This window comes from Fictibacillus sp. 7GRE50, from assembly GCF_015903875.1.
GTDB classification, from domain to species: domain Bacteria; phylum Bacillota; class Bacilli; order Bacillales; family Fictibacillaceae; genus Fictibacillus; species Fictibacillus phosphorivorans.
The window spans coordinates 433,114-456,865 of the sequence record NZ_JACZDW010000001.1 but is presented as its reverse complement, the minus strand read 5'-3'; the positions used below and the strand labels follow the sequence as shown (position 1 = coordinate 456,865).

Here is a 23,752-nt window from a genome sequence, read left to right as displayed (position 1 = left end):
AAAAATATTATTATACTATCGAGGTAAGTTATTTTTAAGTAGCCATAGTATATCTTATTATGTTGATCATTAATTTAGGGCTGGATAAAATGAAAACCCACATTCTATTAAAGACAATGTATTTAATCACAATATTCTAAATTGAACTGTCACGTTATTGTTCCAATGCAAATATTTAAATTTACTAGAATTCATATAGAATGAATATATGAATATATGCACATGTATATTGAAAAATTGAGTTTAATGTACTGGAGGTGGGCGATATGAAACTTACTAATTTACAACTTTTTCTTTTCCTGACGGCCTTTGGATTTGTTACTGCAAGTGCGTATTGGATCTTAGCGATTTTGAAATCATATTAATTGAGGTGAAAAAGAATGTACAAGAAAACCATATTGATCATTGATGACGATTGGGACATGAGAAACTTATTGCGTATCTATCTTCGTGATTATTATCACCTTCTTGAATTAGATAATGGGCAGCGCGCTCTAGATGTATTGACAAGAAATAAAGTAGATCTTGTTATATTGGATATTATGATGCCAGAAATAGACGGATGGGAAATCTGTATGAGAATACGTGAGAAAAGTACAACACCTGTCCTAATGCTTACTGCTTTATCCGATGTACAGGATAAGATTATGGGCTTGAATATTGGGGCGGATGATTATATAACAAAGCCATTTGAACCTGATGAGTTGTTGGCTAGAGTTCAGGCATTGCTGCGAAGAGTGTCTTACTTAAATACAATGGAAAAGAAAGAAAATGAAATAATAATTGAGGATTTAACGATTAATATTAGAGCTCGAGAAGTATTCGCAAACGAGAAGAGTGTCAACTTTACGCCAAAAGAGACAGAGTTGCTCATATTTTTAGCTAATAATCCTAGACAGGTTATGACGAGAGAAGTTCTCTTAAACAAAATTTGGGGTGAATATTACTCATATGATGGCAGGGTCGTAGACACACATGTTAAAAATATTAGAGTAAAGCTAAGAGAAAAGGGACTTTCTTTTGATCCAATAAAAACGGTTTGGGGCGTAGGTTACAAATTCTCTCAACCAGGAGAACAAGTGTAATGAAGAATAGTATCATCTTTAAGATAAGTGGAAGTTTTATTTTACTTTTCTTAGTTGTGCTATTCCCTACAGGTATTGTAATCTACCAAGGATTTTCGGGTTTTTATTATAATGAAGTAAGACAAAATATAAATAAACTATCTGAGCAGTATGCCCATTCAATCAACAACACAAATGATAAAGAGTTTATTAGTATGTTTGAATCTCTGTCCAGACTAACAAGGACTGATATATTCATCACAGATTCTAAGGGGAATATAATTGCTAGTACTGGCGTGGAGGGCTTGGAAGAAGGCAAAAAGATTTCAACAAAAAACAACAATTTGTTATCTAGAGGGCAGACAATAAATAAAGAATATGAAGAACCTATTTCGAAGGCTCATCATCTAATGGCAGGAAAACCAATAAAGAATAACCACACTTTTAAAGGCAGTGTTTTTGTACTTTCATCGATTGAAGAGATTCATGAATCGATAAAAAAGGTTCGCCTATTACTTACACTTGTAGGAATCGGTGCTTTCTTTCTTATGCTTGGCTTCACTTATTTTCTTTCACGAAAACTGGCTGCTCCATTATTACAAATGGAAAAAGCAACGAAAGAAATCGCGAAAGGTAATCTCGGTGTACCGGTTGAATATTCTTCCAATGATGAAGTGGGTCAACTCGGGAAGGCAATAAATTTATTGAAAGTGGAACTAAAACAGTACCGTGATTCGAGGCAAGATTTTTTAGCTTCCATTTCGCATGAATTACGTACACCTATCACCTATATTGAAGGGTATTCAAAGGCACTTAAAAATAAACTTTATAAAGATGATAATGAAAAAGTTTTATACTTAGATACCATTAATCGGGCTTCTTTGCAATTAAAAGGCTTGATTAACGACCTCTTTGATTTATCAAAAATGGATATCGACCAATTTCAGCTAACAAAACAACAAATTGATATTATTGAACTTGCCGAATCTATCCTTGTTAAAGTAAAACTGCGGGCAGGAGATAAAGATATAGGAATTGAGTTTATTAAAAATACAGAAGAAGCTTATCTTTACGCAGATGCCTTGCGAATCGAGCAAATATTATTAAATCTCTTAGAAAATGCCATTCGTTATACAGATCACGGAAGTGTTATATTGGAAATAAACAAATCAAAAAAATTTATTGGAATTCGTGTCAAAGATACTGGAAAAGGAATTCCAGAAAAAGAACTTCCTTTTATTTTTGACCGTTTTTATCGAGTGGAGCGATCAAGATCAAGGCAACACGGTGGCTCTGGATTAGGCTTATCTATCGTAAAAAAGTTAGTTGAACTTCACGATGGAACAATAGAAGTTAAAAGTGATCCAGGTAAGGGATCAGAATTTATAGTAAGTATCCCTATTAATCAAAAAGTACACTAAACACAAAAAAATTAGAATTGGAGAGAGGTATATGTATCCTCTCTTTTTTTTGTAATAAAAATGAAAAATAAAAGGGTGCATTTCTTCACAGTTTCCACACATTTTTCAATTATAGTGAGTGTGTCCTAGAAACTCGAATAAACAATTATAGTGTCAGATTTTGGTGTCAGGAGGCTCGGAATTTGAAGAAAGAACTAGTTTTAATGACTGCATTCTTTACCTTGCAGTTAGGTATTGCAAATGAATTAACAACTGTAAACGCAACAACCTTGGATGAGATAAAGGAAAAAAAAGAGGAGAATGATAAAAAACGGCAAGGGAAATTAGCAGAAAAGAATGAAATAGTCACTAAAAAAGAAACCATTTCTTCTGAGATTAAACGACTCGATTTATCGATCATGGATAAAACGCGAGAATTAGAATCGAAGAAGGAAGAAATCGAAGAGATAACCAAAAATATAGAAACTTTAAAGAAAGAGATTGCTATTATAGAAAAACGAATTGAAAAGAGAGACAAACTTCTAAAAGAAAGAGTGTCTGCCATGTATGAGGATGGAGGTGCAACCAGCTATTTAGAAGTTGTATTGGGTTCAAAAAGCTTTGGCGATTTCTTAGATCGAGTCATAGCTTTAAATACGATTGCTGACCAAGACCGATCTATCATCGAAGAACATAAAGCAGATCTAAATGTATTGGACATTAAAAAGGCTAAAATCGAAAATCAGCTATTAACACTGGAAGAAACCAAAGTTGAACTTGAAAAGCTAATGAAAGTTCTTGACGATCAGCGGAATAAAAAAAATATAATATTATCAGATTTGAAGAATAAAGAAGGTGAGATTAACTCCTATATCTTAGATCTTGAGGAGAAAAATAAACTTCTAGACGACCAAGAAAAAGCGAAGAAAGCAGAAATCGCTCGTGCAAAACGAGAATCTGCAATGAGCCAAAACAACAATTCTCAGCCAAAATCAAATAGTGGGAGCGGTTCATTTTTATTTCCAACTGAAGGTATAATTACTTCAAAGACTGGTCCTAGATGGGGAAAAGAGCATGCGGGTCTTGATATTGCTAAAGCAGGAACCGTACCAGTTGTTGCTGCAGCTAATGGGACAGTGCTGCGTTCTTATTATTCATCGAGCTATGGTAATGTAGTATATCTAACACATTATATCAATGGTCAGTTGTATACTACTGTCTATGCTCACATGAAAAGCCGCCTTGTAGATTCAGGAGAAACGGTAACAAAAGGGCAACAGCTTGGTTATCAAGGCAATACGGGCAGATCAACAGGTCAACATCTCCATTTTGAGCTTCATCAAGGGGAATGGAATTCAAGTAAATCAAATGCAATTGATGCTTTACCATTACTAAGCAGATAACAAAAAGAATAATCCATTTCCATTCCCAATACCTCCCTCTTTGGTATTGTTTATATAAAATTTGAACCTGCAGGTAATAAACACCCGAATCTCAACGGGTGTTTTTACCTGTTAATATAGGATAAGTATAGGGTGACTTTTATGAATGATATAAATCTGATTTTTTCGTTTACTGCTGGACTCTTATCGTTTCTTTCGCCTTGTTCCTTGCCGCTTTACCCAGCCTTTGTGTCTTATATAACTGGTGTATCTTTACAGGACTTGAAAGAATCAAACAGGATATCAAAGCATGCGGTTCTTCATACCTTGTTCTTTCTTGCTGGATTCTCAATTATCTTCCTTGTATTAGGATTATCCTCTTCGTTATTCAGCCAACTGTTTATGCAATATAAAGATCTTTTTCGTCAAGTTGGAGCCGTGGTCATCGTATTTTTCGGGCTACTTGTAACCGGGAACTTAAGTATTAAGTTTTTAATGAAGGATAAAAGAGTTCGTTTTACTAAACGTCCTTCAGGATATTTTGGGTCTGTCCTGATTGGATTAGGTTTTGCGGCTGGGTGGACGCCATGTACAGGGCCGATACTCGCTGCTGTCATGGCTCTAGGAATTACGAATCCTGGGTCGGGGTTAATTTACATGTCTTTTTATATCTTAGGATTTGCTATTCCTTTTTTTGCACTCACTTTCTTTGTTGAAAAAATTCAATGGTTCAAAGTGCACAGCGGTATTTTTATGAATATTGGCGGTTATCTAATGATTATAATGGGAATCTTTTTGTATTTTGATTGGATGACTAAAATCATTTCGTTTCTTACAAATAATATATTCGGGGGATTTACTGGCTTTTAAAATTGGAATTTTAATTCCTATGAATTTGCAAAGATGGGGGAGAAAATTTTGGCAGAAGTAAGCGGTATCTTATTATATTGTGCATTTTTTGTCTATTTAATTGCAATAATTCCTTTTTCGATGGCTATGCCAAGTGAAAAAAAGAAACAACAATCTAATAAATGGGGGCAAATCGGATATTTTGTTTCTATTTTAGGATTTTTATTCCAAGCTGGATATTTTGTAACTCGATGGTTTGCGAGTGGTCATGCACCTGTCAGCAACCTTTTTGAATTCATCACTTTCTTTGGTATGATGCTCGTTTTTGCATTTTTAATCATCTATCGAATATATAAAACAAATATTTTAGCCATATTCACAATGCCGATTGCACTATTGATCATCGCATATGCAAGTATGTTTCCTAAAGAAATTTCACCATTAATACCAGCGCTTCAAAGTGACTGGTTAAAAATCCATGTCACTACAGCAGCTCTTGGTGAGGGACTTTTGTCTATTAGTTTTGTTGCTGGACTTATATATTTAATACGTAATGTGGATCAATCAAAATTCAATAAAATGACATTTTGGTTAGAGTTTATCCTTTATTCATTGCTATCTGTTGTTGGATTTATTTTAATCAGTTTTTCGTTTAATCTTATGGATTATAGTACTACATTTATTTGGAATGATAAAAATGAACGTATGATTACTGTCACATACGAACTTCCAGCTATTGTAAGTCCAGATGATTCAGAAGTCAACAGTAATAATCCGAGCTCACTTTTTGAAACCCCTTCTTGGATGGATGGGAAAAACGCAGCAAAAAATTTAAATAGTTTATTGTGGTCGTTTGTTGCCGGCTCTTTATTGTACATTTTGATAACGATGCTCTGCCGTAAACGAATAGCTGCATATATTCAACCAAAGTTAAAGCATATAGACCCTGAGTTATTGGATGAAATATCGTACAGAGGCGTTGCAATTGGATTTCCTGTCTTTACATTAGGTGCACTTGTATTTGCTATGATATGGGCACAAGAAGCATGGAGCAGGTTTTGGGGATGGGACCCTAAGGAAGTATGGGCTTTAATCACATTTTTATTTTATGCAGCCTATTTACACTTGCGTCTATCAAGAGGCTGGCATGGGGAAAAATCTGCATGGCTAAGTGTTGTTGGCTTTTTAATCATCATGTTCAATTTAATAGCAGTAAATTTAGTAATCGCAGGATTACATTCATATGCATAAGGAATTTGATACAATAGACATAATTAAAAAATCATAGAGGTGTTTATATGAAACAAAAAAGTAACCCCTTTAAGAAGATTGTATTAGGTACGCTTGTTCTATTCGGCATAATATTAGGTCTCTTTCTAATTTCCAATGCTAATCAAGATAGTGATTTGAACACACAATCCAGCTACAAATCCTCTCCATCCATTAAAGGACAGCCGACTATAGGTGATGCTAAAGCGGACGTGCAAGTTGTTGAGTTTGGAGATTACAAATGTCCGGCTTGTAAAGCATGGAGTGCTCAGATCTTCCCTAAATTACAAAAAGATTTTATTGATACTGGTAAAGTTAAATTCTCGTTTATCAATGTATTATTTCATGGAGAAGAGTCCGAATTAGCTTCCATCGCTGGCGAATCGGTATTTGCACAAGATGAAGAAGCCTTCTGGATTTTTAACAAAAAGATGTTTGAAGAACAACCAGCAGAAAACCATGATGGGGCATGGATTACAACAGACAAGATCTTAGAGGTTTTAAGTAAAAACACGCCTGAAATAGATAGAGAGAAAGTTAAACAAGATATGGAGAGTAAAGCCACTTTAGAAGAAGTAAGTAAAGATATTGAACTGGTAAAAGAATACAAAGTAGAACAAACTCCAAGTATTATGGTTAATGGAACAATGCTTACTGATCCTTTTAACTATGAAGAGCTAACCAAATTAATCGAACAAGAATTAGAAGGAAAATAATATGAAGCTACGTGAATCAACGCTGTATCTATCATGGGTAATATCCATATTCGCCACGTTTGGAAGTCTCTATTTTAGTGAAGTTAGGGAATTCGTTCCATGCGATTTGTGTTGGTATCAAAGGATCATGATGTATCCTTTGACCATTATTTTAGGAATTGCAGCATATCAAAATAATAAATCTATAAAGCACTACGTTCTGCCGTTATCGATTTTAGGGGGATGCATTTCTCTTTTCCATTATTTAGAACAGAAAGTGCCGGGTTTTGCTGCGATCAAACCATGCAAAAACGGAGTTCCTTGTAGTACGGAATATATTAATTGGTTCGGCTTTGTAACTATTCCATTCTTGGCATTAACCGCGTTTAGTTTAATAACTTTGCTTTTACTGTTAACGAAAAATAAATAATGGTGTATTAAAATAAAACCTATCCAAAAAAACGGATAGGTTTTTTTCTTTTTGAAGGTCAAGTACTTGTTGGGAAATCGGAAGAAAAACCCAAGTTTGTGAACAATGTTTGCACAGAGTATGTGGTTTTAGTGAATGTGGTGAAATTCCTATGACACATACGTAAATTTTAATACAAAAGGTATTTGTTCTGCTAAATTGATAGTGTTATAAAACATATTTCGAATTACAGCAGAAAGAAGGTGGCCTTAGTGTATAAGCGGTATAAACCGTTTGTTTTCTTGGGTATGTTATTGACTGTTTTCTTATTGAGTGGATGCAGTGATTTGCTCGTACTTGATCCTAAAGGACCGGTAGCTCAACAGCAGAAAGACCTGATCATGTATTCAATCATATTTATGATAGGAATTATAATGGTCGTTTATGTGTTGTTTGGATTTATCGTATATAAGTATCGTGATCATAAGGGTCATAAGGGGTACGATCCTGAAAATAAAGGAAGTCACTTAATTGAAGCCATTTGTTTGATTATCCCGTTGATTATCGTTGTTGCGTTATCTATTCCAACGGTAAAAACTATTTATTCTTTAGAGGAAGCTCCAAAGGGAAGTGAGAATAAAAAGCCGTTGGTTATTCAAGCAACCTCGGTGGATTGGAAGTGGATTTTCACGTATCCAGAGCAAAATATAGAGACAGTAAACTATATCAATATTCCAGAAGACCGTCCTATACTATTCAAACTTACATCAGCTGATTCAATGAACTCGTTCTGGGTGCCTTCATTAGGTGGACAAAAGTATGCTATGGCTGGTATGCAGACTGAGCTCTATCTTCAAGCCGATGATCCAGGGGTTTTTGATGGCCGAAATTCAAACTTTAATGGTGAAGGTTTCACAGACCAAACATTTAAAGTAGCTGCTTTAACATCAGAGTCTTTTGATAAATGGGCGAAAGAAACCCAGCAAGAAGCACCAAAATTGACTAAGAAGCAGTACGATCAACTTATGCTTCAAGGTCATACGAAAGAAATGACTTTCTCATCTACCCATCTAAAGTGGGTTAAACATGAAAATGATGCAGATTACGCTATTAAAGTGCGTGAACGCTTAAGCAAGTAATATAGTAAGGCAAAGTCTAATGGGGTGAAACTGCCCCATTAGAAGAGGAGGCACTATCAATGAAATGGGATGAATTTTTTGTAACAGGTGATCCGCTCATTTATGGGGCGGATGTCTCGATTGCTATCACGATGTTAGGAATTGTTTTTTTTCTGACATACTTTAAAAAATGGAAGTGGTTATGGACCGAATGGCTAACTACCGTCGATCATAAAAAGATAGGTATCATGTATATCATCTCTGCTATCCTGATGCTATTCAGAGGGGGAGTTGATGCTCTTTTAATGAGAACGCAACTCGCAGTCCCTGAAATGGAGTTTCTCGATTCACAGAAATACAACGAGATATTTACAACACATGGCACGATTATGATTATATTTATGGCGATGCCGTTTTTAATTGGACTAATCAACGTGGTTGTTCCATTACAAATAGGTGCACGGGATGTAGCATATCCTTATCTGAATGCTGTTAGTTTCTGGACATTCTTTATTGGAGCGATGCTGTTTAATATCTCGTTTGTTATAGGCGGATCTCCATCTGCTGGGTGGACGAGCTATATGCCGCTTGCGAGTAATGAACTAAGTCCTGGGCCTGGTCAGAATTATTACCTCTTGGGGTTACAAATTTCTGGAATCGGTACTTTGTTAACAGGTATCAATTTTATGGTCACTATATTTAAGATGCGTGCACCAGGAATGACATTGTTCCGTATGCCAATGTTCACTTGGTCAGCACTCGTTACGATGGCTATCATCATTTTTGCTTTTCCGATCTTAACGGTTGCTTTAGCTTTAATGACTTTTGACCGCCTATTCGGAAGTCATTTCTTTACACTTCAAGGAGAAGGAATGGATATGCTTTGGGCTAATCTTTTCTGGCTCTGGGGTCATCCTGAGGTTTATATCGTTATACTACCAGCTTTCGGTATATTTTCAGAAATAATAGCTACGTTCTCTAAAAAAACACTCTTTGGCTATAAAGCAATGGTCTGGTCGATGGTTCTAATCGCGGCATATAGCTTCTTAGTTTGGGTCCATCACTTCTTTACGATGGGTTCTGGTGCGTTGGTTAATTCTTTCTTTTCAGTTACCACGATGCTTATTGGGGTACCGACTGGTGTGAAGATATTCAACTGGCTCTTTACGATGCGTAAAGGTCAGATAGAATTTTCAACGCCAATGCTCTGGTCACTCGGGTTCATCGTTAATTTTGTAATCGGTGGGGTAACTGGGGTCATGCTCGCCATGGCAGCAGCAAACTACCAATACCATAATACGTATTTCTTAGTCGCTCACTTCCATTATGTACTAATAGCAGGTACGGTCTTCGCTTGTTTTGCAGGACTTGTATATTGGTATCCAAAAATGTTCGGTCATAAACTAAACGAACGTATCGGTAAATGGGTATTTTGGTTATTTACCATAGGATTCAATATTTGTTTCTTCCCGCAATACTTCCTTGGATTAGACGGAATGCCTAGACGTATATATACGTACAGCGAAGAATCAGGTTGGGGGCCACTAAACATGATTTCAACAGTAGGCGGGTTCATGATGGGGATTGCGTTCTTAGTTCTTGTTTATAACATTTACTATAGTTTCCGCTATGAACCACGTGAAAAAACAGGAGATGCATGGAACGGGCGTACATTGGAGTGGTCGACACCTTCAGCGATGCCGCCATTCTATAATTTCGCTAAAATTCCAGTGGTCAAAGGATTAGATCATTTCTGGAATGAAAAACAGAACAAAGAGATCAAACCATTGACGACACAAGATCTTCAAAAGATCCATATGCCTAATAATTCCGGTGTACCATTCGTTATGGCCAGCTTCTTCTTTGTCTCAGGTTTTGGACTTGTCTTTGAATGGTATTGGATGGCGATCATAGGGTTGATCGGTGTATTGGCAACGCTAGTTATTCGTTCTTTCGATTACAATAATGGTTACTATGTTTCGGTTGAAGAAATAAAAGAAACCGAAAACATAACTAAATAAAGGGAGGCGTGGACATGGCACAATCAAAAGTAAGAGACCTCAACACGCCGATGGAATATCAATCAGAGACTGGAAGATTGAATATTTTAGGGTTTTGGTTGTTCCTTGGGGCCGAAATAGCCTTGTTCTCAACACTGTTTGCGACATATATGGTTTTGATGGACAGGACAGCAGATGGTCCTGCATTAGGAGAATTGTTTGAAGTAAAAGGATTGTTGATACAGACTTTCTTGTTATTAACCAGTAGTTTCACATGTGGACTAGCAATCCATGAAATGCGTCGCTACAATGTAAAAGGCTTATTCTTTTGGATGATTACAACCATCTTGCTTGGTCTTGGATTCCTTGGTTTCGAGATTTATGAATTCTTTGTCTACATTCATGAAGGAGCGAATATAGGCACAAGTGCAGCATGGTCAGCATTCTTCGTATTGGTCGGTACACACGGACTGCATGTAACCCTTGGTATTGGCTGGATTATATTGATTCTGATACAGGTTGCAAAAAGGGGCTTAACACCTCAAACAACCGCTAAAGTATTTATTTCAAGTCTATATTGGCACTTTCTTGATGTTGTTTGGATCTTTCTCTTCACAGCCGTTTATCTCATGGGGATGGTGATGCAACATGGCTAATCATGCAGCTGCTCAACATAAAGGTATTCCTTGGAAGCATGTGGTTGGTTTTGTATTGTCTATTGTGTTAACACTGTTTGCTATATGGTTCGCCCTAGAAACCGATTTATCAACGAATATAAAATTGCTTGTTATTTTTGGGCTTGCAATTATACAAGCAGCATTACAACTCTTAATGTTCATGCACTTAACGGAGAATTCTAGAACACAAGGTTTTTCGGGACGAATTCAAATCGGGAATATATTATTTGGATTTTTTGTTGCGATTGTTATTGTAGTAGGATCGGTATGGGTTCTATCCTCTGGTCATGCAGAAAAGAAACCGACTAATGGAGAACACGAGATGAAAATGGATTCTGGATCAATGAACCATGATTAATAAACCTATTTGATTTACGGGTTACAGTAACTTTCATTATTTTCACATGCAAAAAGAGGAGCCGTTTTAGTGTAACGGCTCCTCTTTTTATTTTCTTTTATTTTAAGAGTTACTAAAAAATTTTCTTATAACTAATTTAATTTAGTGGTTGTTACCAGTATGTTTCCACGAAGTAGGTTCTCCTGTGTTAGGACAACTAGGAAAAGTGTCTCCATGCGTTAAATCAACATGTTCTCCGTCCTTATCAATGTAATGTCCGGATTCTGTGACCTCATCACCAGTTTTATGGGTGTGATCGGCATGTCTCCAAGAAGTCGATTCATTTGTTTTAGGGCAAGGAGGAAAATGATCTCCTTTTTGCAATTCTTTTGTTTCGCCTTCTGCACAGATATATTTCCCTGTTTCTAAAACTTCTTCATTAGTTTTGTGCAAGTCTTGTGTCTGTTGCATTTTTTATTTACTTCCTTTCTTTTTTTACTTTATCAAAAATAATTTTCCCTAATCTATTTTGATTAAACATGTTCCATTATATTTTAAAGAAATTTGTAGAGTGGAAACGGAATAATACGATTCAAATATACACACATTTATGAACTGTAGAACTGTAGTGTTTTAGTAAATTAAAGTATTCATAAAACTACGTTAATAAAATATGGACTTTCATTTAATTAAGGAAAAATGTAACAGGACGGTGGTTCTGTTAAAATTTGAATGTTTGGATATATTTGAGTGAGTAGTAAAGACCAAAATGAAAATTTGAAATTGCTTTCTTTAAGCTATTGACATTAACGAACGTGATATATTTATCGATAAACAAAGTGGTTGGGATTTTCCTCGTGAACAATATCACCTTCAAAAACGAATACTGAGAGTTATGTACATTTATTATTTGAATCGTTTCGGAAGGAATAAAGTGAAATCTCAAATGAATGGAAGGAATGACATCACAATAAACATATAAGCCGAAATAGTGGTTCTCGATATACCCATGTTAGATACGACTAAATATAAAGATAGTCTTGGAGTTTTTTATTGCTGATTTAATTTTACAAATACTATCCCGGGTGGCACAAGAAGAACCGGAAAGAATTTGGAAACGGCAGCGTGGAGGTATTGATGCTGCGTTTCGATACGGGGTTTCATTTGGATTTTTAGTTCGTAATACCAACCATAAAGAAACTTCAGGTATACTTACGGGACTATTTCTTCAAGAATAATATCAGAACTAATCAGCATAATTCTCCATTTCCAATAACTAAATCCTGTAATACAAATATCGGGTAATAATGTAACGTGCAAAAACTATTCTAAGTCCATCGAATTATTTTTAACAAAAATAACCTTTATTGTCTTAATTTATGTCATCATCGACATAATAGTCAGGTGTATCAGTTTGTATATATGTTAACTGACCGCCAGGATAAATCCCTTTATTTGTGATTTTATAATCATCATGGTTATGCATAGGATAAAATTGCGGAAAAAATTTATCATTTAAATCAATAATTGGTTGCTGACAAATTTGAAGATAATTAATTAACTCTGGTGACTTGCATTTAACAGGTTCTGTAGGAATATTAAAAACTGACTTAGAATCGGCTTTATACAATTTTTTTAATTGAGAACAAAATGAGGGAAAGCCATCTTGCCCTCTAGTAATATAATTTAAATATTCAAATCGTTTATCATCTGCATTTAGTAGTAAATCATAAGTTTCTCCCGAACCTATGCTTACAGTGAAACCTTTATTTTTGATTTCATTATGGAATGATTCATCGAGTTGGAAGAGTGATGAAAGCTTTATAAATGGATCAAGATGGCTATCCTTTCCTATAATTGTGAAATGCCATCCGTGAATATGCCAGGGTACAACCTGGTATCCCATATTAATCATCCTGAGCAAAAATTTTTGATCAGTTTCCACGCGGACAAATGATTCATAATTGATTTGTACAAAATCAGATTCTGATTCATTATATAATAGAGATAAAGGATGAGGTAGTAAAGTATCGGGGAATGAACGTCCATTAATTAGCCAAAAGTCCGGTTTGTAATTGGCAGCATCAAAGAATATACCCTTATTTACATTATCGTGCCATACCGAATCTACATCAGATAATAACATAACATACTCTTTATCAAAGTATGTATGAATGTTGTTATAAGCAAAATTTCTATTTGAAGCTGACTTGGGAATTTGAGGTTGTGGTATCCCTTTAAAAAACCATACTCCATTACTATTTTGTTTAATACCTGCTTTAAATAAGCTTTCTTTTGATGGATAAACGATTAAGCCTCCATACATACCCATCTGAATGTGTTCAGATGCCTCTACATGGCAGTGATACATTAATGTTCCTGGAATTTCTGGTTGAAAAAAATAAGTCATATTTGGTGGAGGATTTTTATAATTAGTCCAGACAGGCACACCAAAAGATGTTTCAGGAAACCCATCCAACTGAGTAGGGACGTGAGCCCCGTGCATATGAATAGTATGATAGTCCATTAAATTAGGACGTTCTTTCATTCCTAAATTTATGAGTGTAATGTAGATGCGATCACCAACTTCTCCAAAAATTAGAGGAGAAGGAATTGTTGCATTACCCTTCATATCAAGGATATTTTTCCAATTTTTACGATTGGACCAATCAAGTTTAGGATTAATAATTTTGTCATTTACTTTAAAAAGACCTCCAATAAATCCAAGAATATAAACCTTTTTTCTTGATTTTGGAGAGGGACACAGAGTTTTATCAATAGGCAGATAAACAAATCCGTCCGTTGCAAATAAAACATAATGCCTTATAGACATTGAAATACCCCCAGTCATAAGAAAATCATGAATTTATCAATCTGAATAGGCTATTAATTATCTTATGCAAGAGTTTAATCTCAAATGAACATCAGCCTTTTTCATGGTACCTCTAAATCATTATCACATTTCTTACGCTAATCCATTTATATACGTATAAATGAATTTTCAATACCGTAGATGTTGCACAATAATAGCGGTGATTATGTGGGAATCTAGGTATGTAAGAGCATGTAGAAGGTTGCCAACAAGAAAGTGTTGTACGAGAGGGAAAGAAATTGCTGACACCTGAGCAGATAAATATGTTACTCTTATATCTCATTTTTGGGGGTGTCGCATAACTCAAGCACCTTGGTCATGATTGAGAGACACACGAGTTGGATTTCCTCGGTTATCCGTCCCGTCTCTATTGATACCTCCTCTCGCCTCTTTTGACTAAATCCCTTTTTCGTAACATCGGCTAGATGTTCAAATAACAGCAAGAGCTCTTCGTTTTCTCGTTTTACGATTTCAGGGGGAGTTATACTTTGAAGCAAGGAGATGATTTTGTTGAACTTTTTTAAAATTAAGAATAAAAATCGTTCGATTGTATGAATATCACTTGTTAATGTAATCTCTTCGCAATCATCAGTTATATATTTTCCGATTTCCTTTAACAGTTGGCCATATTCTTTGTATTCCATATATGTCCCCCTATACTTGATGTCATCATATATAGAAACCATACCGCATGGTTCTGTTCGAGCATTGTTCTTTTGAACATTTCTTTAGATTACAGATTCGTGACGCCATCAGAGATCATTAAATAAAATCAATTAATCGTTTAATTGGTCATCGATGACAGTTGTTTTTATTTCATTACTGAAGGTTGACGCAGTGGTTTCTGTCTGTTTTGGCGCGTGTAGTTCTTTACTTTTTGTTTTAGTTTTACTTTATGTTTAATTTTAATTATGGGTTACAATGTAAAAGGGTTGAGAAGATATCAAAACTCCCTTTATTTTTTTGAAATCAATCAAGAGAGATTATATAGAAAATCAATAAGCCGAAAGAATTTTTTAAGAGAAAAAATGAATAAAGCTTAAAAAATTTTGATAGGCTCATTAGTAAAAATAATAAATATTATTTTAGGTACTTAGATGGATGTTCATGTTTTTAAACAATACTGTTATTCATCAGTAAGAAAGGGGAAAAAATATGTCTTCACTCATTACAAAAGGAATTAGTATTAATCGTATAGCACCTAATTCAGTAGCTTCGTTTGGAGATGCATTCTCAATTTCACCAAACCATAGTTCTAAATTCCACGGAGGCTCTGGAAGTTTGAATGTTGGAAATAATAAAATGATCTTCAATGGACCAAGTTACACGGTTACAGTTGATAATGATAAAAATGATAGTAATAATTCAACCAATCTCTAAAAAACAAAATTCATTTTATTATCGGTTTTAAATAGGGCCGTTTTAGCAGTAAGCTGTATACCAAAAATCATTTTCTAAGGGATACTAGCTGCCTGTTTTTCTACCTTCTATTCACGGTCCCCTATTACATAACAATTCCACTTAGTATACCTCATATTTTTGGCTTGAAAAATATGTTGTTCGCATCTGTTTATGTAAATGAAAAGAATCAAGAATAGGTAAAGGTGGATGAATTATGGGAGGGAGATTAGTATCCCTCCTGCAGTAATGGTTCAGTTCCATTATTAAAGAGGAGATAAGTTCCCTCTCTCATTTAACAATTTTGCTGGCTTTTTGTCACTATTAAAATATAAATCTAGTGGAGATCAATAATTGAGCTAGCTTATCTGGACATAGATATGTTAGAGAAAGCTAGGGGGAATGTGACCTTTTAGAAACAGTAATTTTTTTGAGTGAATGTTTAAAGCCCCAATATACACCTCCTCTACAATCTTGTTGGCCTTTATCTAAAACAGGAGTAATTCGTAAAATGCCTCATAAATTTAATTAACAGTATTTACTTTTTCATTCTCCCAATACATTTCACTGAATACCTCAGCAAATGCCTCCGAAGTATTAATGAGTTCCTGAAGATTGTTATCAATTCCACCCATTTCAATCAACAATGATTTGTTTGAAAGGTCTTGATTGTATACACCGTTTCCTTCATTTTTATCTTTAATAATTACTCCACGACAAAGATCAGGGTATTTTTCGTTAATCTTATTGTGCATTGATTCAGCTAGAACAAGGTTTTTTTCGTAACCTGGATGTTCCTTTCCAACCACTAAGAACAACCGGCCATATTGCTTACCGTTAATTTCGATTGTTGTTACTTTTTTAGGTTGTGAATCTCTATGCATATCAATCAAGTATTGAATGCTTTTATTATTAGAAATTGCGTCAATAACATTTTCTCTCGCTGCAATATATGCTTTTCCAGTACCCCAGTTCTTAGATTTAAGTTTTTCACCAATGTTAGACGTATCATGGGATACACCAATTCCTCGTTCTTCAAGATCTCTTTTTAAAAGGTCACCAATTGCTATGATGTTAGTTTCAGGGTTGGAACTATTATATGTTCCATCTTTTGACAAAGACTTAAACGCTTCATAACTATGCGAGTGATAAATATGAACCACGGGTTTGCCATTAGTGTTTGGCGCTTTATGTTTTTCTTCATTCTCTTTTAAAATTTGTTTATTTTCATCTGTCGGCTCAGTCATTTTCATGATTTCTTCGATAGGAGGTGTTGATTCAATAGGTAATGTTGAAAAATTGGTTCCTTTACTCGCTAAATAGATTTCTGAATCATATATTGCTAAGCCAGGTAACTCATTTCCAAATAAACTACGTATATCCCCAGGCCGAATATTGGTAGCGAGTTGAACGAAGATAGAGGATAACTTAGGAGGTTCACTTTCTGCTGGTAAAGCTTTTGTAAAGTAACCGTTTTGTGAACCTATCGCATATACGAGTGCTTCACTACTAAAGTCTCTAAGCCATTAGTAAGAAGCGTAGAATCAAACCATTTACTTTTTACCGTTGAAAACATAATTACAAATAGAAAAGTTAGGCTTACCAACAAAACAGTGGCTTGTAGATATCTATTTTTTTTCATAAGAGTTTTCACTTTCCTCTAGTGAACATTGAACAATGTGAAAGCAGAACAATGTAATTCCAGCTATGAATACTCCTATTGTAAATACCCATGGGAATAAAAAAAAACTAATAATAGAAGAAAAAAAGATAAAAACTAACCATCGATGTAATTTTTTCATAACATTCACCTCAGCGTCTAGTTAGTAGATTATATACTAGAAACCGAAAAGTATTCTTATAATAATAGAGGATTTAGAGTCTAGAATATATTTATTGCATGTAAATATATTACAGTGGAGTAAGAAAGATAATTAATATGATTGATTGGTAGAAATATTAGTTCAAACGATAGGTGGGTGCTTCTGTCATTTAATACGATGACCGTAGCTATCTGTGGCAGTTTGAGGTCAAGAACATTTAGAGACAATTTGTTATGAATAATATAGAAAAAAGAGGCAGACTCAAAAGTTTTTACACTTTGAGTCTGCGCCATTTTTAATTAATTTTGAATTTGTTAATATTTTTTGGCTCCAAGATACCTTGTTGACCAATATGAGTTTTTCATGGAACTTATACTCACACCCTTTGATGAAGAACTATGGATGAATTCATTATTTCCAATATAAATTCCCGCATGAGATGCGCCTGGTTTATAAGTTTCAAAAAATACCATATCCCCTACCTGTGGCGTGTTCACTTTTGTCCCTTTTAAGAAAATTTCCGATACGGTGCGTGGAAGGTTAATTCCGGTAGCTTCCTGATATACATAATTCAGATATCCGCTACAGTCAAAACCCTTTGAGGAGGTACCTCCCCATACATAAGGAACTCCCATATATTTCTTAGCTGTATTAACCAACTTTGCTTTACTATAAGTTGGGGCATATACCGGCGATTTAATACCTAATGCTTTAAATGTATCGGACCCCACAATACCATCCGCTTTCAGTCCCTTAGCTTTTTGAAAACTGATGACTGCACTTTTAGTATATGAACCAAAATAATTGGTAGTTTGTCCTGAATATGTAAAATAACCTTTACTCTTTAGATGAGTTTGCAAATCCTTGACCTCAGAATGTGTCATTCCTGGTTTAAGTGTCTGATCACCTAAAGCTGCTTTACCGATTGATGGGTTTAATGTTAAGAATCCTGCAATTGTTGCTCCTATAACTAATCTTTTCACTTCTTAATTCCTCCTGTTGTCTCTTTTGCTCTCATTATTCTAGCAATCTTTTATATCAAAGGTATTATGGTTAGGTTAATTAATAATTACAAATTTGTGCAGAATTTGAGGATATTCGACATTATTTCCAATTTTAGTTTACGAGCTACTGGTGAATAATTACTTATTGAATAAAACATCTGTTTTTGTGGGCGGGGAGGATCATCCAGGGTAAGAGAAATATTTAAACCTCTAAATTTTAAATAGAGTGGATAGGTATTAAAAGAAAAAAGGAAGGTAATGGGATTAATAATTTAGATTTGACAAACAATGCGAAATCAATATTAATGGGGGTGTATTGATAAAACTCCTGAAGCTTTTGGGGAAGTTTTTAGTGAGTTTTATTGGAAAACTGAAATGTTAATCAACATATAAATTATATAAACAAAGTTAAAGAGGGCTGAAACCGAGGAGTTACAGCCCTCTTTAACTTTGTTTGATATGGAAAAAATCTAATCAAAGTAATAGCTTACGCTGATAGCGAGTATGAGCATCAAAATCACTCTTACAAAAAAGTGTTTTATTTCAGATGATTTTAGAGTGCATAGCTTCTTCACATTTGTAGCTTATTATAGACTAAGAGGTTTACCGGTACATCAACATGACTCTATATGAAGTGAGGGACTATTTTGAATCAAGTGTTTTATATTTTAAAAAGTAAAACGTTTCTTAGTTTATTGCTAACAATTAATATTTTAGGTACAATTTATGGTTATATTTGGTACGGGGTCCAGTTAACTGAAACACCATCCAAGTTTTTACTTTTTGTACCTGACAGTCCCACTGCTAGTTTATTCTTTGTTATCGTATTATTTGCATTTCTAGTAAATAAAAATCTGCCAATCTTTGAAGGACTAGCAATCGTTACTTTGTTTAAGTACGGAATTTGGGCTGTTTTTATGAACATACTTGTGTTTATTGTTAATGAATCTCTTAATATTGTTGGTATGATGTTAATCCTTTCTCATCTGGGTATGGCAATACAAGGATTGTTGTATGCCCCATTCTATAAGATTAAACCACTTCATTTAACAATTGTAGCAATTTGGACGTTGCACAACGATGTAATCGATTATGTGTTTTTTATGATGCCAAGATACAGTTTACTTAATCAATATACGCCTCAAATAGGTTATTTTACTTTTTGGCTAAGCATTGGATCTATTTTGCTCACCTATTATATATGCATATATAGAAAAGGCAAACGATCTATTTAAGAATTTAATTTAAAATCCACTATTCTTTGCACCTAGTATTTCTGTACATTTTAAGGATTCTATGAACGTTTTAAAATCTACGGTTTATGAAGGCTTTAATCCATGTCATTCATAAAATCTTGCATCATTTTGTATGACAGGGGTCCTATAAACGTATTCGTAATCACACCATTAGAGTCAATAAAGTAAGTGGTTGGTATACTGATAGGTCGATAGATACTTCCTACTTGTCCTTCTTGGTCTAACAGTATGTTAAATGTTATCCCTTCATTATTAATATAGTTTTGTACATTAGATACACTACTTTCACTTGTTATAAGATTAATTCCAATGATAACAATTTCCTTATTTTTACTGTCTTTGTGAAATCGTTCCATTTCAGGGATTTCCTCTCGACAGGGGACACCGAGTCGCCTAAAAATTTAGGAGAACCTTCTTCCCGCGGAAATCTGACAATTTTGTTTTCGAGCCATTTAAAGACATCAATTCAAATTCAGGAGCGATATTTCCTTTTGAAATTCGGGTTTTAAGCTCTTCTTCACCTTTGTTACGTTCCATTCTTTTTTTTACTTCACTTGTATTATTATTGTTTTGAACTTCCTCCTTGGCGTTAAGAATACCATTGTTAAACAATGTCCAAGCGATCATTCCAGCAAGGAGAATAGTGACAAAAATAGTTTTCTTCATTTTTACATTCCTCCGTTACTTATGATATTGCAACTTCTTTTAATTATAAAAACATATATGGAGATTTTTGGGAGAAAAGTTTGTTAAAGAAATTCTTGTTCAAGTAGTTGACTATGCATAAATTCTTCATATATTTGTTGTAAGTTTTTTTAGAAAGGGTTAATTATCGAAATAACCACTAACCTTTTTCAATCATATTTAAAAAGGTCTAACTCGTTATTAGGGAGGCGAATGTATGAAAAAATGGCTTAAGTCTTTATCAATTGTTGTTCTATTAATGAGCAGTGTCGGAATTATATCTGCATGTTCTAATGATAAAGAAAATGAAGAGAAGATGGATAAAGAAAATATGGATGGGATGGACCACGGAAATATGGACAAGGAATAACTGTTGTGAGTTCATTAAGCGCTTGAAATTATTCAGATACTGCAAAACAAGAACTAATCTATCTGATAAAATCATTTATGGAGATCTCTTACGATTTTTGGAAAATAATAATGGTTTATAATAAAAAGTTCAGGTGCTCCCTGGGCTTTTTCTTATGAAATGGATAAACAAAGCCTCTTGGATAATAATCCTATAAATATACTTGTTTCATTAATTTATAGAAGAAATCTTATTTGATTATAGATTTTGTAATAGAACTGAAATGTAAACAAAGCTTAAAATGCATATTTCCTGCAATTTTCTTTTTTATAGTATTTCTTGTCAAAGTAAATCGAAATATTGCATCTGAGGGTAAGGAGAATATAATTTGAAAAGGAAATTTGTTTCGTTAGCTGCAGTTCTAGCTGTAAATATAACTTTTGTCAGTATTTCAAGTAATGTAAGTACTGTACATGGAGAATCACTGGAAGAAATAAAAAAGAAGAGAGAACAGAATGGTGAAAAAGAAAAGAAAAAAAAATCAGAGCTGAATTCAGTCAAAAATGAACAAAATAAGGTCCAAGATGGAATTCAAGAGATAGACAACAAAATATATGAACTAGAACAAAATATTAAGGAAAAAAGCACTGAAAAAGAAGATATTATTCTTTCTATTGATAGTCTGAAAAAATCAATAGCTATCATTGAAAAACGTATCGAGACTAGAGACAAGCTTTTAAAAAATAGAGTAAGTGCAATGTATGAGGATGGTGGAGTCATCCAATATCTTGATGTACTGTTAGGTTCTAAGGATTTCGGTGATTTTCTAGATCGGATAATAGCTTTAAATTTAATTGCAGAACAAGATCGTGAAATTATTGAAGAACATAAACTTGATCAAAGGAACCTTAAGTTGGAAAAACAAAAAGTTGATTCAAAACTTTCACAACTCGAAGTAACGCTAACTGAAATGAAAACGTTAGAAGAGCAATTAAGTGCCCAGCGAGATGAAAAAAATAGAATCCTAGCGGAATTGAAAATTGAGGAGGGGAAAATTAATAATTATCTAATAGAGCTTGATGAAAAGAATAAACTTTTAGCAAACCAAGAATCAGCAATTAAAGCTGAAATGGAACGCGCTAGAAAAGCAGAATTAGAACGTAAGAAAAAAGAAATGGAGAAAAGCAAAAGAGTTCAAAGTGCATCATCATCACCAGTTCAAGCAGAAACATCAGATGAAAGAGAGGGCAAGACAGGCATGTTTCTTTTTCCTACAGAAGGGACTCTAACATCTACGATGGGTCCAAGATGGGGGAAAGAGCACGCAGGCATTGATATTGCAAAAGCCGGTACAGTACCTATTGTAGCTGCTGAATCTGGTACAGTTCTTCGGTCGTATTATTCAAGCAGTTACGGTAATGTTGTTTTTATATCGCATTATATAAATGGGCAGTTATATACAACCGTATATGCTCATATGAATAGTAGAAGTGTACAGGATGGTCAAACAGTAAGCAGAGGTCAATTGGTCGGGTATCAAGGAAATACTGGTAATTCATTTGGTCAGCATCTACATTTTGAGCTTCACAAAGGTCCTTGGAACTCAGGCAAGACAAACGCTATTAATCCTATGCCGCTTCTTAGCAGATAGTAAGAATTTTAATTCGGGTGAAAATATATGGATATCCAAGGTTTTATTCTCGACTTATATAGCAGTAATCCAATACTGACAGTAGCTATCAGTCTTTCATTAAATATTATTATTGCTGTTTTAGGGATCGTTCCTAGCGTGTTTTTAACCGGAGCGAACATCATCTTCTTTGGTTTTTGGGGAGGAACGTTTATCTCGTTTTTAGGCGAGATACTTGGTGCCCTGATTTCTTTTTGGTTATATAAAAAGGGATTAAATAAATTTAAGCTCACCAAAATTTCCATGTATTCATGGGTAAATACATTAAGAAAAGCGAAAGGGTTAGACGCCTTTTATTTAATCTTTTCTTTACGATTGATGCCCTTTATTCCGTCAGGTATTGTAACATTAGCTGCAGCATTTACTAACTCTTCTTTTCTAGTATTTTCTGCAGCTACCATTGTTGGGAAAGTCCCAGCCCTATTACTCGAAGCATTCTCCGTCTATCAAATCACGCAATTTACCTGGATAGGAAAGATCCTGTTGGTTTTAACTGCTATCTATTTGGGATACTTATTGTTCAAAAACACCAATTCAAAATAAGTCATAAGTCGTTTTCACGGCTTTTTTTTATGCAAAAAAAATCCATATCTAATATGTAAAATGTACTTAAAGAGGGGGAGGGTTATGAGACAAAGAAAACAAGAGAATGAAGAAAAAGTAGATGAGTCTTGGCTCATACCGTATGCGGACATGTTAACTTTGTTATTGGCATTATTTATTGTACTTTTTGCCTCTAGTAGTATTGATGCAAAAAAATTTAATGCCATGATGATATCCTTAAGTACAAGTTTTGGTAATAAAGGGGTACTAAATGAGACTAAAAGTTACCAGACTACAAGTATGCTAACCGAAGAGCAAAAATCGATAATAGAATACGAGAAAAATGAACTTGAAAAATTACATATAAAAATAGAGAATTATATAAACGAAAACGGATTTCAGAAGATTGTTCAAACGAAGTTAAGTGATGATGGCCTTTATATTGTTATTGTTAATGATATCCTTTTTGATTCTGGGAGAGGTCAACTCAAAATGGAGGCAAAAAAAATAATCTACCAATTAACCCCTTTATTAATAACCCACCCGGCAAGAGATATAATCATCGGCGGTCATACCGATAATGTACCGATACATAATAACGATTTTCGTTCCAATTGGGAATTAAGCATGCAGCGGTCTCTTCATGTTCTAGATGTTGTGCTCTCTAACAAAGATCTAGATCCTGCTCGTTTTAGTATAAAAGCTTATGGGGAACATAAACCTTTGGAATCTAACTCAACCTCTGAAGGGAGAGCTAAGAACAGAAGGGTCGAATTTTTAATCTTACCTTTGCAAAAAGAGTAGAGGTTTATTTGAAATAAAATATACACACAATCCGTTTTCCATTTGGGAAACGGATTTATTTATGGGGAAATTCTAATGCTCTAAATAAGTATGGACGGTATAAAACTAGCATAAATGGGGATGCTAGTT

General features: G+C 34.4%; 25 protein-coding genes. 18 read left to right on the top strand and 7 right to left on the bottom strand.

Translation table 11 applies throughout. The annotated features are described in order from the left end of the window. The first annotated feature begins 380 nt into the window (after positions 1-380). From IHV12_RS02255 to qoxD, 11 genes are all read left to right on the top strand, one after another. Positions 381-1,085, top strand: coding sequence for a response regulator transcription factor (locus IHV12_RS02255; RefSeq protein ID WP_197129736.1), 705 nt, complete (start codon positions 381-383; stop codon positions 1,083-1,085). Then, on the top strand, positions 1,085-2,485 hold the full coding sequence (locus IHV12_RS02250) for a sensor histidine kinase (RefSeq protein WP_197129739.1): 1,401 nt from the start codon (positions 1,085-1,087) through the stop codon (positions 2,483-2,485). The genes IHV12_RS02255 and IHV12_RS02250 overlap by 1 nt, the downstream gene beginning before the upstream one ends. 182 nt (positions 2,486-2,667) lie before the next feature. Next, positions 2,668-3,867, top strand: a complete 1,200-nt coding sequence (locus IHV12_RS02245) for a murein hydrolase activator EnvC family protein (RefSeq protein WP_197129742.1) — start codon at positions 2,668-2,670, stop codon at positions 3,865-3,867. Between the two features lie 141 nt (positions 3,868-4,008). After that, positions 4,009-4,716 carry a cytochrome c biogenesis CcdA family protein gene (locus tag IHV12_RS02240; RefSeq protein WP_197129745.1) on the top strand — a complete coding sequence of 236 codons (708 nt, stop codon included), beginning with the start codon at positions 4,009-4,011 and terminating at the stop codon, positions 4,714-4,716. 48 nt (positions 4,717-4,764) lie between these two features. Beyond that, positions 4,765-5,946 carry a c-type cytochrome biogenesis protein CcsB gene (gene ccsB / locus IHV12_RS02235; RefSeq protein ID WP_197129748.1) on the top strand — a complete coding sequence of 394 codons (1,182 nt, stop codon included), beginning with the start codon at positions 4,765-4,767 and terminating at the stop codon, positions 5,944-5,946. Between the two features lie 47 nt (positions 5,947-5,993). Beyond that, positions 5,994-6,680, top strand: a complete 687-nt coding sequence (locus tag IHV12_RS02230; RefSeq protein WP_197129751.1) for a DsbA family protein — start codon at positions 5,994-5,996, stop codon at positions 6,678-6,680. 1 nt (position 6,681) lies between these two features. Then, on the top strand, positions 6,682-7,089 hold the full coding sequence (locus tag IHV12_RS02225; RefSeq protein WP_197129755.1) for a disulfide oxidoreductase: 408 nt from the start codon (positions 6,682-6,684) through the stop codon (positions 7,087-7,089). 251 nt (positions 7,090-7,340) lie between these two features. Continuing rightward, the gene (gene qoxA / locus IHV12_RS02220) at positions 7,341-8,207 is read left to right on the top strand and encodes a cytochrome aa3 quinol oxidase subunit II (protein WP_197129759.1); all 867 of its coding nucleotides are present in this window, start codon (positions 7,341-7,343) and stop codon (positions 8,205-8,207) included. Between the two features lie 59 nt (positions 8,208-8,266). After that, positions 8,267-10,207 carry a cytochrome aa3 quinol oxidase subunit I gene (qoxB, locus tag IHV12_RS02215; protein ID WP_197129761.1) on the top strand — a complete coding sequence of 647 codons (1,941 nt, stop codon included), beginning with the start codon at positions 8,267-8,269 and terminating at the stop codon, positions 10,205-10,207. A gap of 14 nt (positions 10,208-10,221) precedes the next feature. Next, positions 10,222-10,842, top strand: coding sequence for a cytochrome aa3 quinol oxidase subunit III (gene qoxC / locus IHV12_RS02210; protein WP_197129764.1), 621 nt, complete (start codon positions 10,222-10,224; stop codon positions 10,840-10,842). Continuing rightward, positions 10,835-11,221 carry a cytochrome aa3 quinol oxidase subunit IV gene (gene qoxD / locus IHV12_RS02205; RefSeq protein ID WP_197129766.1) on the top strand — a complete coding sequence of 129 codons (387 nt, stop codon included), beginning with the start codon at positions 10,835-10,837 and terminating at the stop codon, positions 11,219-11,221. Before qoxC ends, qoxD begins: the two co-directional genes overlap by 8 nt. A gap of 141 nt (positions 11,222-11,362) precedes the next feature. Here the strand turns inward: qoxD and IHV12_RS02200 are convergent, their stop codons facing one another. Next, positions 11,363-11,671 (bottom strand): hypothetical protein, encoded by a 309-nt coding sequence (locus IHV12_RS02200; RefSeq protein ID WP_197129768.1) that lies wholly within the window; start codon positions 11,669-11,671, stop codon positions 11,363-11,365. 614 nt (positions 11,672-12,285) lie between these two features. On the opposite strand from IHV12_RS02200, the gene IHV12_RS23015 reads away from it, so the two are divergent. Next, entirely contained in the window at positions 12,286-12,438 is a 153-nt protein-coding gene (locus IHV12_RS23015) for a hypothetical protein (RefSeq protein ID WP_197189694.1), read from the top strand. A gap of 134 nt (positions 12,439-12,572) precedes the next feature. Here IHV12_RS23015 and IHV12_RS02190 read toward each other — a convergent pair whose 3' ends face one another. Beyond that, on the bottom strand, positions 12,573-14,033 hold the full coding sequence (locus IHV12_RS02190; protein WP_197129770.1) for a multicopper oxidase domain-containing protein: 1,461 nt from the start codon (positions 14,031-14,033) through the stop codon (positions 12,573-12,575). Between the two features lie 311 nt (positions 14,034-14,344). Next, entirely contained in the window at positions 14,345-14,716 is a 372-nt protein-coding gene (locus IHV12_RS02185) for a hypothetical protein (protein WP_197129772.1), read from the bottom strand. Between the two features lie 511 nt (positions 14,717-15,227). Between IHV12_RS02185 and IHV12_RS02180 the strand changes: the two genes are divergently transcribed. Beyond that, positions 15,228-15,452 (top strand): spore germination protein, encoded by a 225-nt coding sequence (locus IHV12_RS02180; RefSeq protein WP_197129774.1) that lies wholly within the window; start codon positions 15,228-15,230, stop codon positions 15,450-15,452. Positions 15,453-15,994: 542 nt separating this feature from the next. Here the strand turns inward: IHV12_RS02180 and spoIIP are convergent. Next, on the bottom strand, positions 15,995-16,849 hold the full coding sequence (gene spoIIP, locus IHV12_RS02175) for a stage II sporulation protein P (protein WP_370568773.1): 855 nt from the start codon (positions 16,847-16,849) through the stop codon (positions 15,995-15,997). Between the two features lie 758 nt (positions 16,850-17,607). Continuing rightward, positions 17,608-18,276, bottom strand: coding sequence for an NlpC/P60 family protein (locus tag IHV12_RS02170; protein ID WP_197129776.1), 669 nt, complete (start codon positions 18,274-18,276; stop codon positions 17,608-17,610). Between the two features lie 668 nt (positions 18,277-18,944). On the opposite strand from IHV12_RS02170, the gene IHV12_RS02165 reads away from it, so the two are divergent. Continuing rightward, positions 18,945-19,532: a DUF1405 domain-containing protein gene (locus tag IHV12_RS02165; RefSeq protein ID WP_197129779.1), complete on the top strand. Its 588-nt coding sequence runs from the start codon at positions 18,945-18,947 to the stop codon at positions 19,530-19,532. Between the two features lie 95 nt (positions 19,533-19,627). Here the strand turns inward: IHV12_RS02165 and IHV12_RS02160 are convergent, their stop codons facing one another. Then, the gene (locus IHV12_RS02160) at positions 19,628-19,954 is read right to left on the bottom strand and encodes a TlpA disulfide reductase family protein (RefSeq protein WP_312035282.1); all 327 of its coding nucleotides are present in this window, start codon (positions 19,952-19,954) and stop codon (positions 19,628-19,630) included. After that, positions 19,947-20,219 (bottom strand): peroxiredoxin family protein, encoded by a 273-nt coding sequence (locus IHV12_RS02155; RefSeq protein WP_197129785.1) that lies wholly within the window; start codon positions 20,217-20,219, stop codon positions 19,947-19,949. Before IHV12_RS02155 ends, IHV12_RS02160 begins: the two co-directional genes overlap by 8 nt. 235 nt (positions 20,220-20,454) lie before the next feature. Between IHV12_RS02155 and IHV12_RS02150 the strand changes: the two genes are divergently transcribed. The 4 genes from IHV12_RS02150 to IHV12_RS02135 all read left to right on the top strand — a co-directional run bounded on the left by IHV12_RS02150 (position 20,455) and on the right by IHV12_RS02135 (position 23,623). Next, entirely contained in the window at positions 20,455-20,607 is a 153-nt protein-coding gene (locus tag IHV12_RS02150) for a Vmc-like lipoprotein signal peptide domain-containing protein (protein ID WP_197129787.1), read from the top strand. A gap of 367 nt (positions 20,608-20,974) precedes the next feature. Next, on the top strand, positions 20,975-22,237 hold the full coding sequence (locus IHV12_RS02145; RefSeq protein ID WP_197129790.1) for a murein hydrolase activator EnvC family protein: 1,263 nt from the start codon (positions 20,975-20,977) through the stop codon (positions 22,235-22,237). A 27-nt stretch (positions 22,238-22,264) separates the two neighbouring features. After that, positions 22,265-22,819 (top strand): TVP38/TMEM64 family protein, encoded by a 555-nt coding sequence (locus tag IHV12_RS02140; RefSeq protein WP_197129793.1) that lies wholly within the window; start codon positions 22,265-22,267, stop codon positions 22,817-22,819. An 84-nt stretch (positions 22,820-22,903) separates the two neighbouring features. After that, complete coding sequence (locus IHV12_RS02135; protein ID WP_231607361.1) at positions 22,904-23,623, top strand: flagellar motor protein MotB; 720 nt, start codon at positions 22,904-22,906, stop codon at positions 23,621-23,623. Positions 23,624-23,752: the final 129 nt, after the last annotated feature.

Bases quoted from the DNA above. Each gene is read 5' to 3' on its own strand.
- qoxC (WP_197129764.1), top strand. From the start codon at position 10,222: ATGGCACAATCAAAAGTAAGAGACCTCAACACGCCGATGGAATATCAA.
- IHV12_RS02185 (WP_197129772.1), bottom strand. From the start codon at position 14,716: ATGGAATACAAAGAATATGGCCAACTGTTAAAGGAAATCGGAAAATAT.
- IHV12_RS02255 (WP_197129736.1), top strand. From the start codon at position 381: ATGTACAAGAAAACCATATTGATCATTGATGACGATTGGGACATGAGA.
- IHV12_RS02200 (WP_197129768.1), bottom strand. From the start codon at position 11,671: ATGCAACAGACACAAGACTTGCACAAAACTAATGAAGAAGTTTTAGAA.
- qoxB (WP_197129761.1), top strand. From the start codon at position 8,267: ATGAAATGGGATGAATTTTTTGTAACAGGTGATCCGCTCATTTATGGG.
- IHV12_RS02250 (WP_197129739.1), top strand. From the start codon at position 1,085: ATGAAGAATAGTATCATCTTTAAGATAAGTGGAAGTTTTATTTTACTT.
- IHV12_RS02135 (WP_231607361.1), top strand. From the start codon at position 22,904: ATGAGACAAAGAAAACAAGAGAATGAAGAAAAAGTAGATGAGTCTTGG.
- IHV12_RS02180 (WP_197129774.1), top strand. From the start codon at position 15,228: ATGTCTTCACTCATTACAAAAGGAATTAGTATTAATCGTATAGCACCT.
- IHV12_RS02225 (WP_197129755.1), top strand. From the start codon at position 6,682: ATGAAGCTACGTGAATCAACGCTGTATCTATCATGGGTAATATCCATA.
- IHV12_RS02190 (WP_197129770.1), bottom strand. From the start codon at position 14,033: ATGTCTATAAGGCATTATGTTTTATTTGCAACGGACGGATTTGTTTAT.
- IHV12_RS02140 (WP_197129793.1), top strand. From the start codon at position 22,265: ATGGATATCCAAGGTTTTATTCTCGACTTATATAGCAGTAATCCAATA.
- IHV12_RS02230 (WP_197129751.1), top strand. From the start codon at position 5,994: ATGAAACAAAAAAGTAACCCCTTTAAGAAGATTGTATTAGGTACGCTT.
- IHV12_RS02150 (WP_197129787.1), top strand. From the start codon at position 20,455: ATGAAAAAATGGCTTAAGTCTTTATCAATTGTTGTTCTATTAATGAGC.
- IHV12_RS02155 (WP_197129785.1), bottom strand. From the start codon at position 20,219: ATGAAGAAAACTATTTTTGTCACTATTCTCCTTGCTGGAATGATCGCT.
- qoxD (WP_197129766.1), top strand. From the start codon at position 10,835: ATGGCTAATCATGCAGCTGCTCAACATAAAGGTATTCCTTGGAAGCAT.
- IHV12_RS02240 (WP_197129745.1), top strand. From the start codon at position 4,009: ATGAATGATATAAATCTGATTTTTTCGTTTACTGCTGGACTCTTATCG.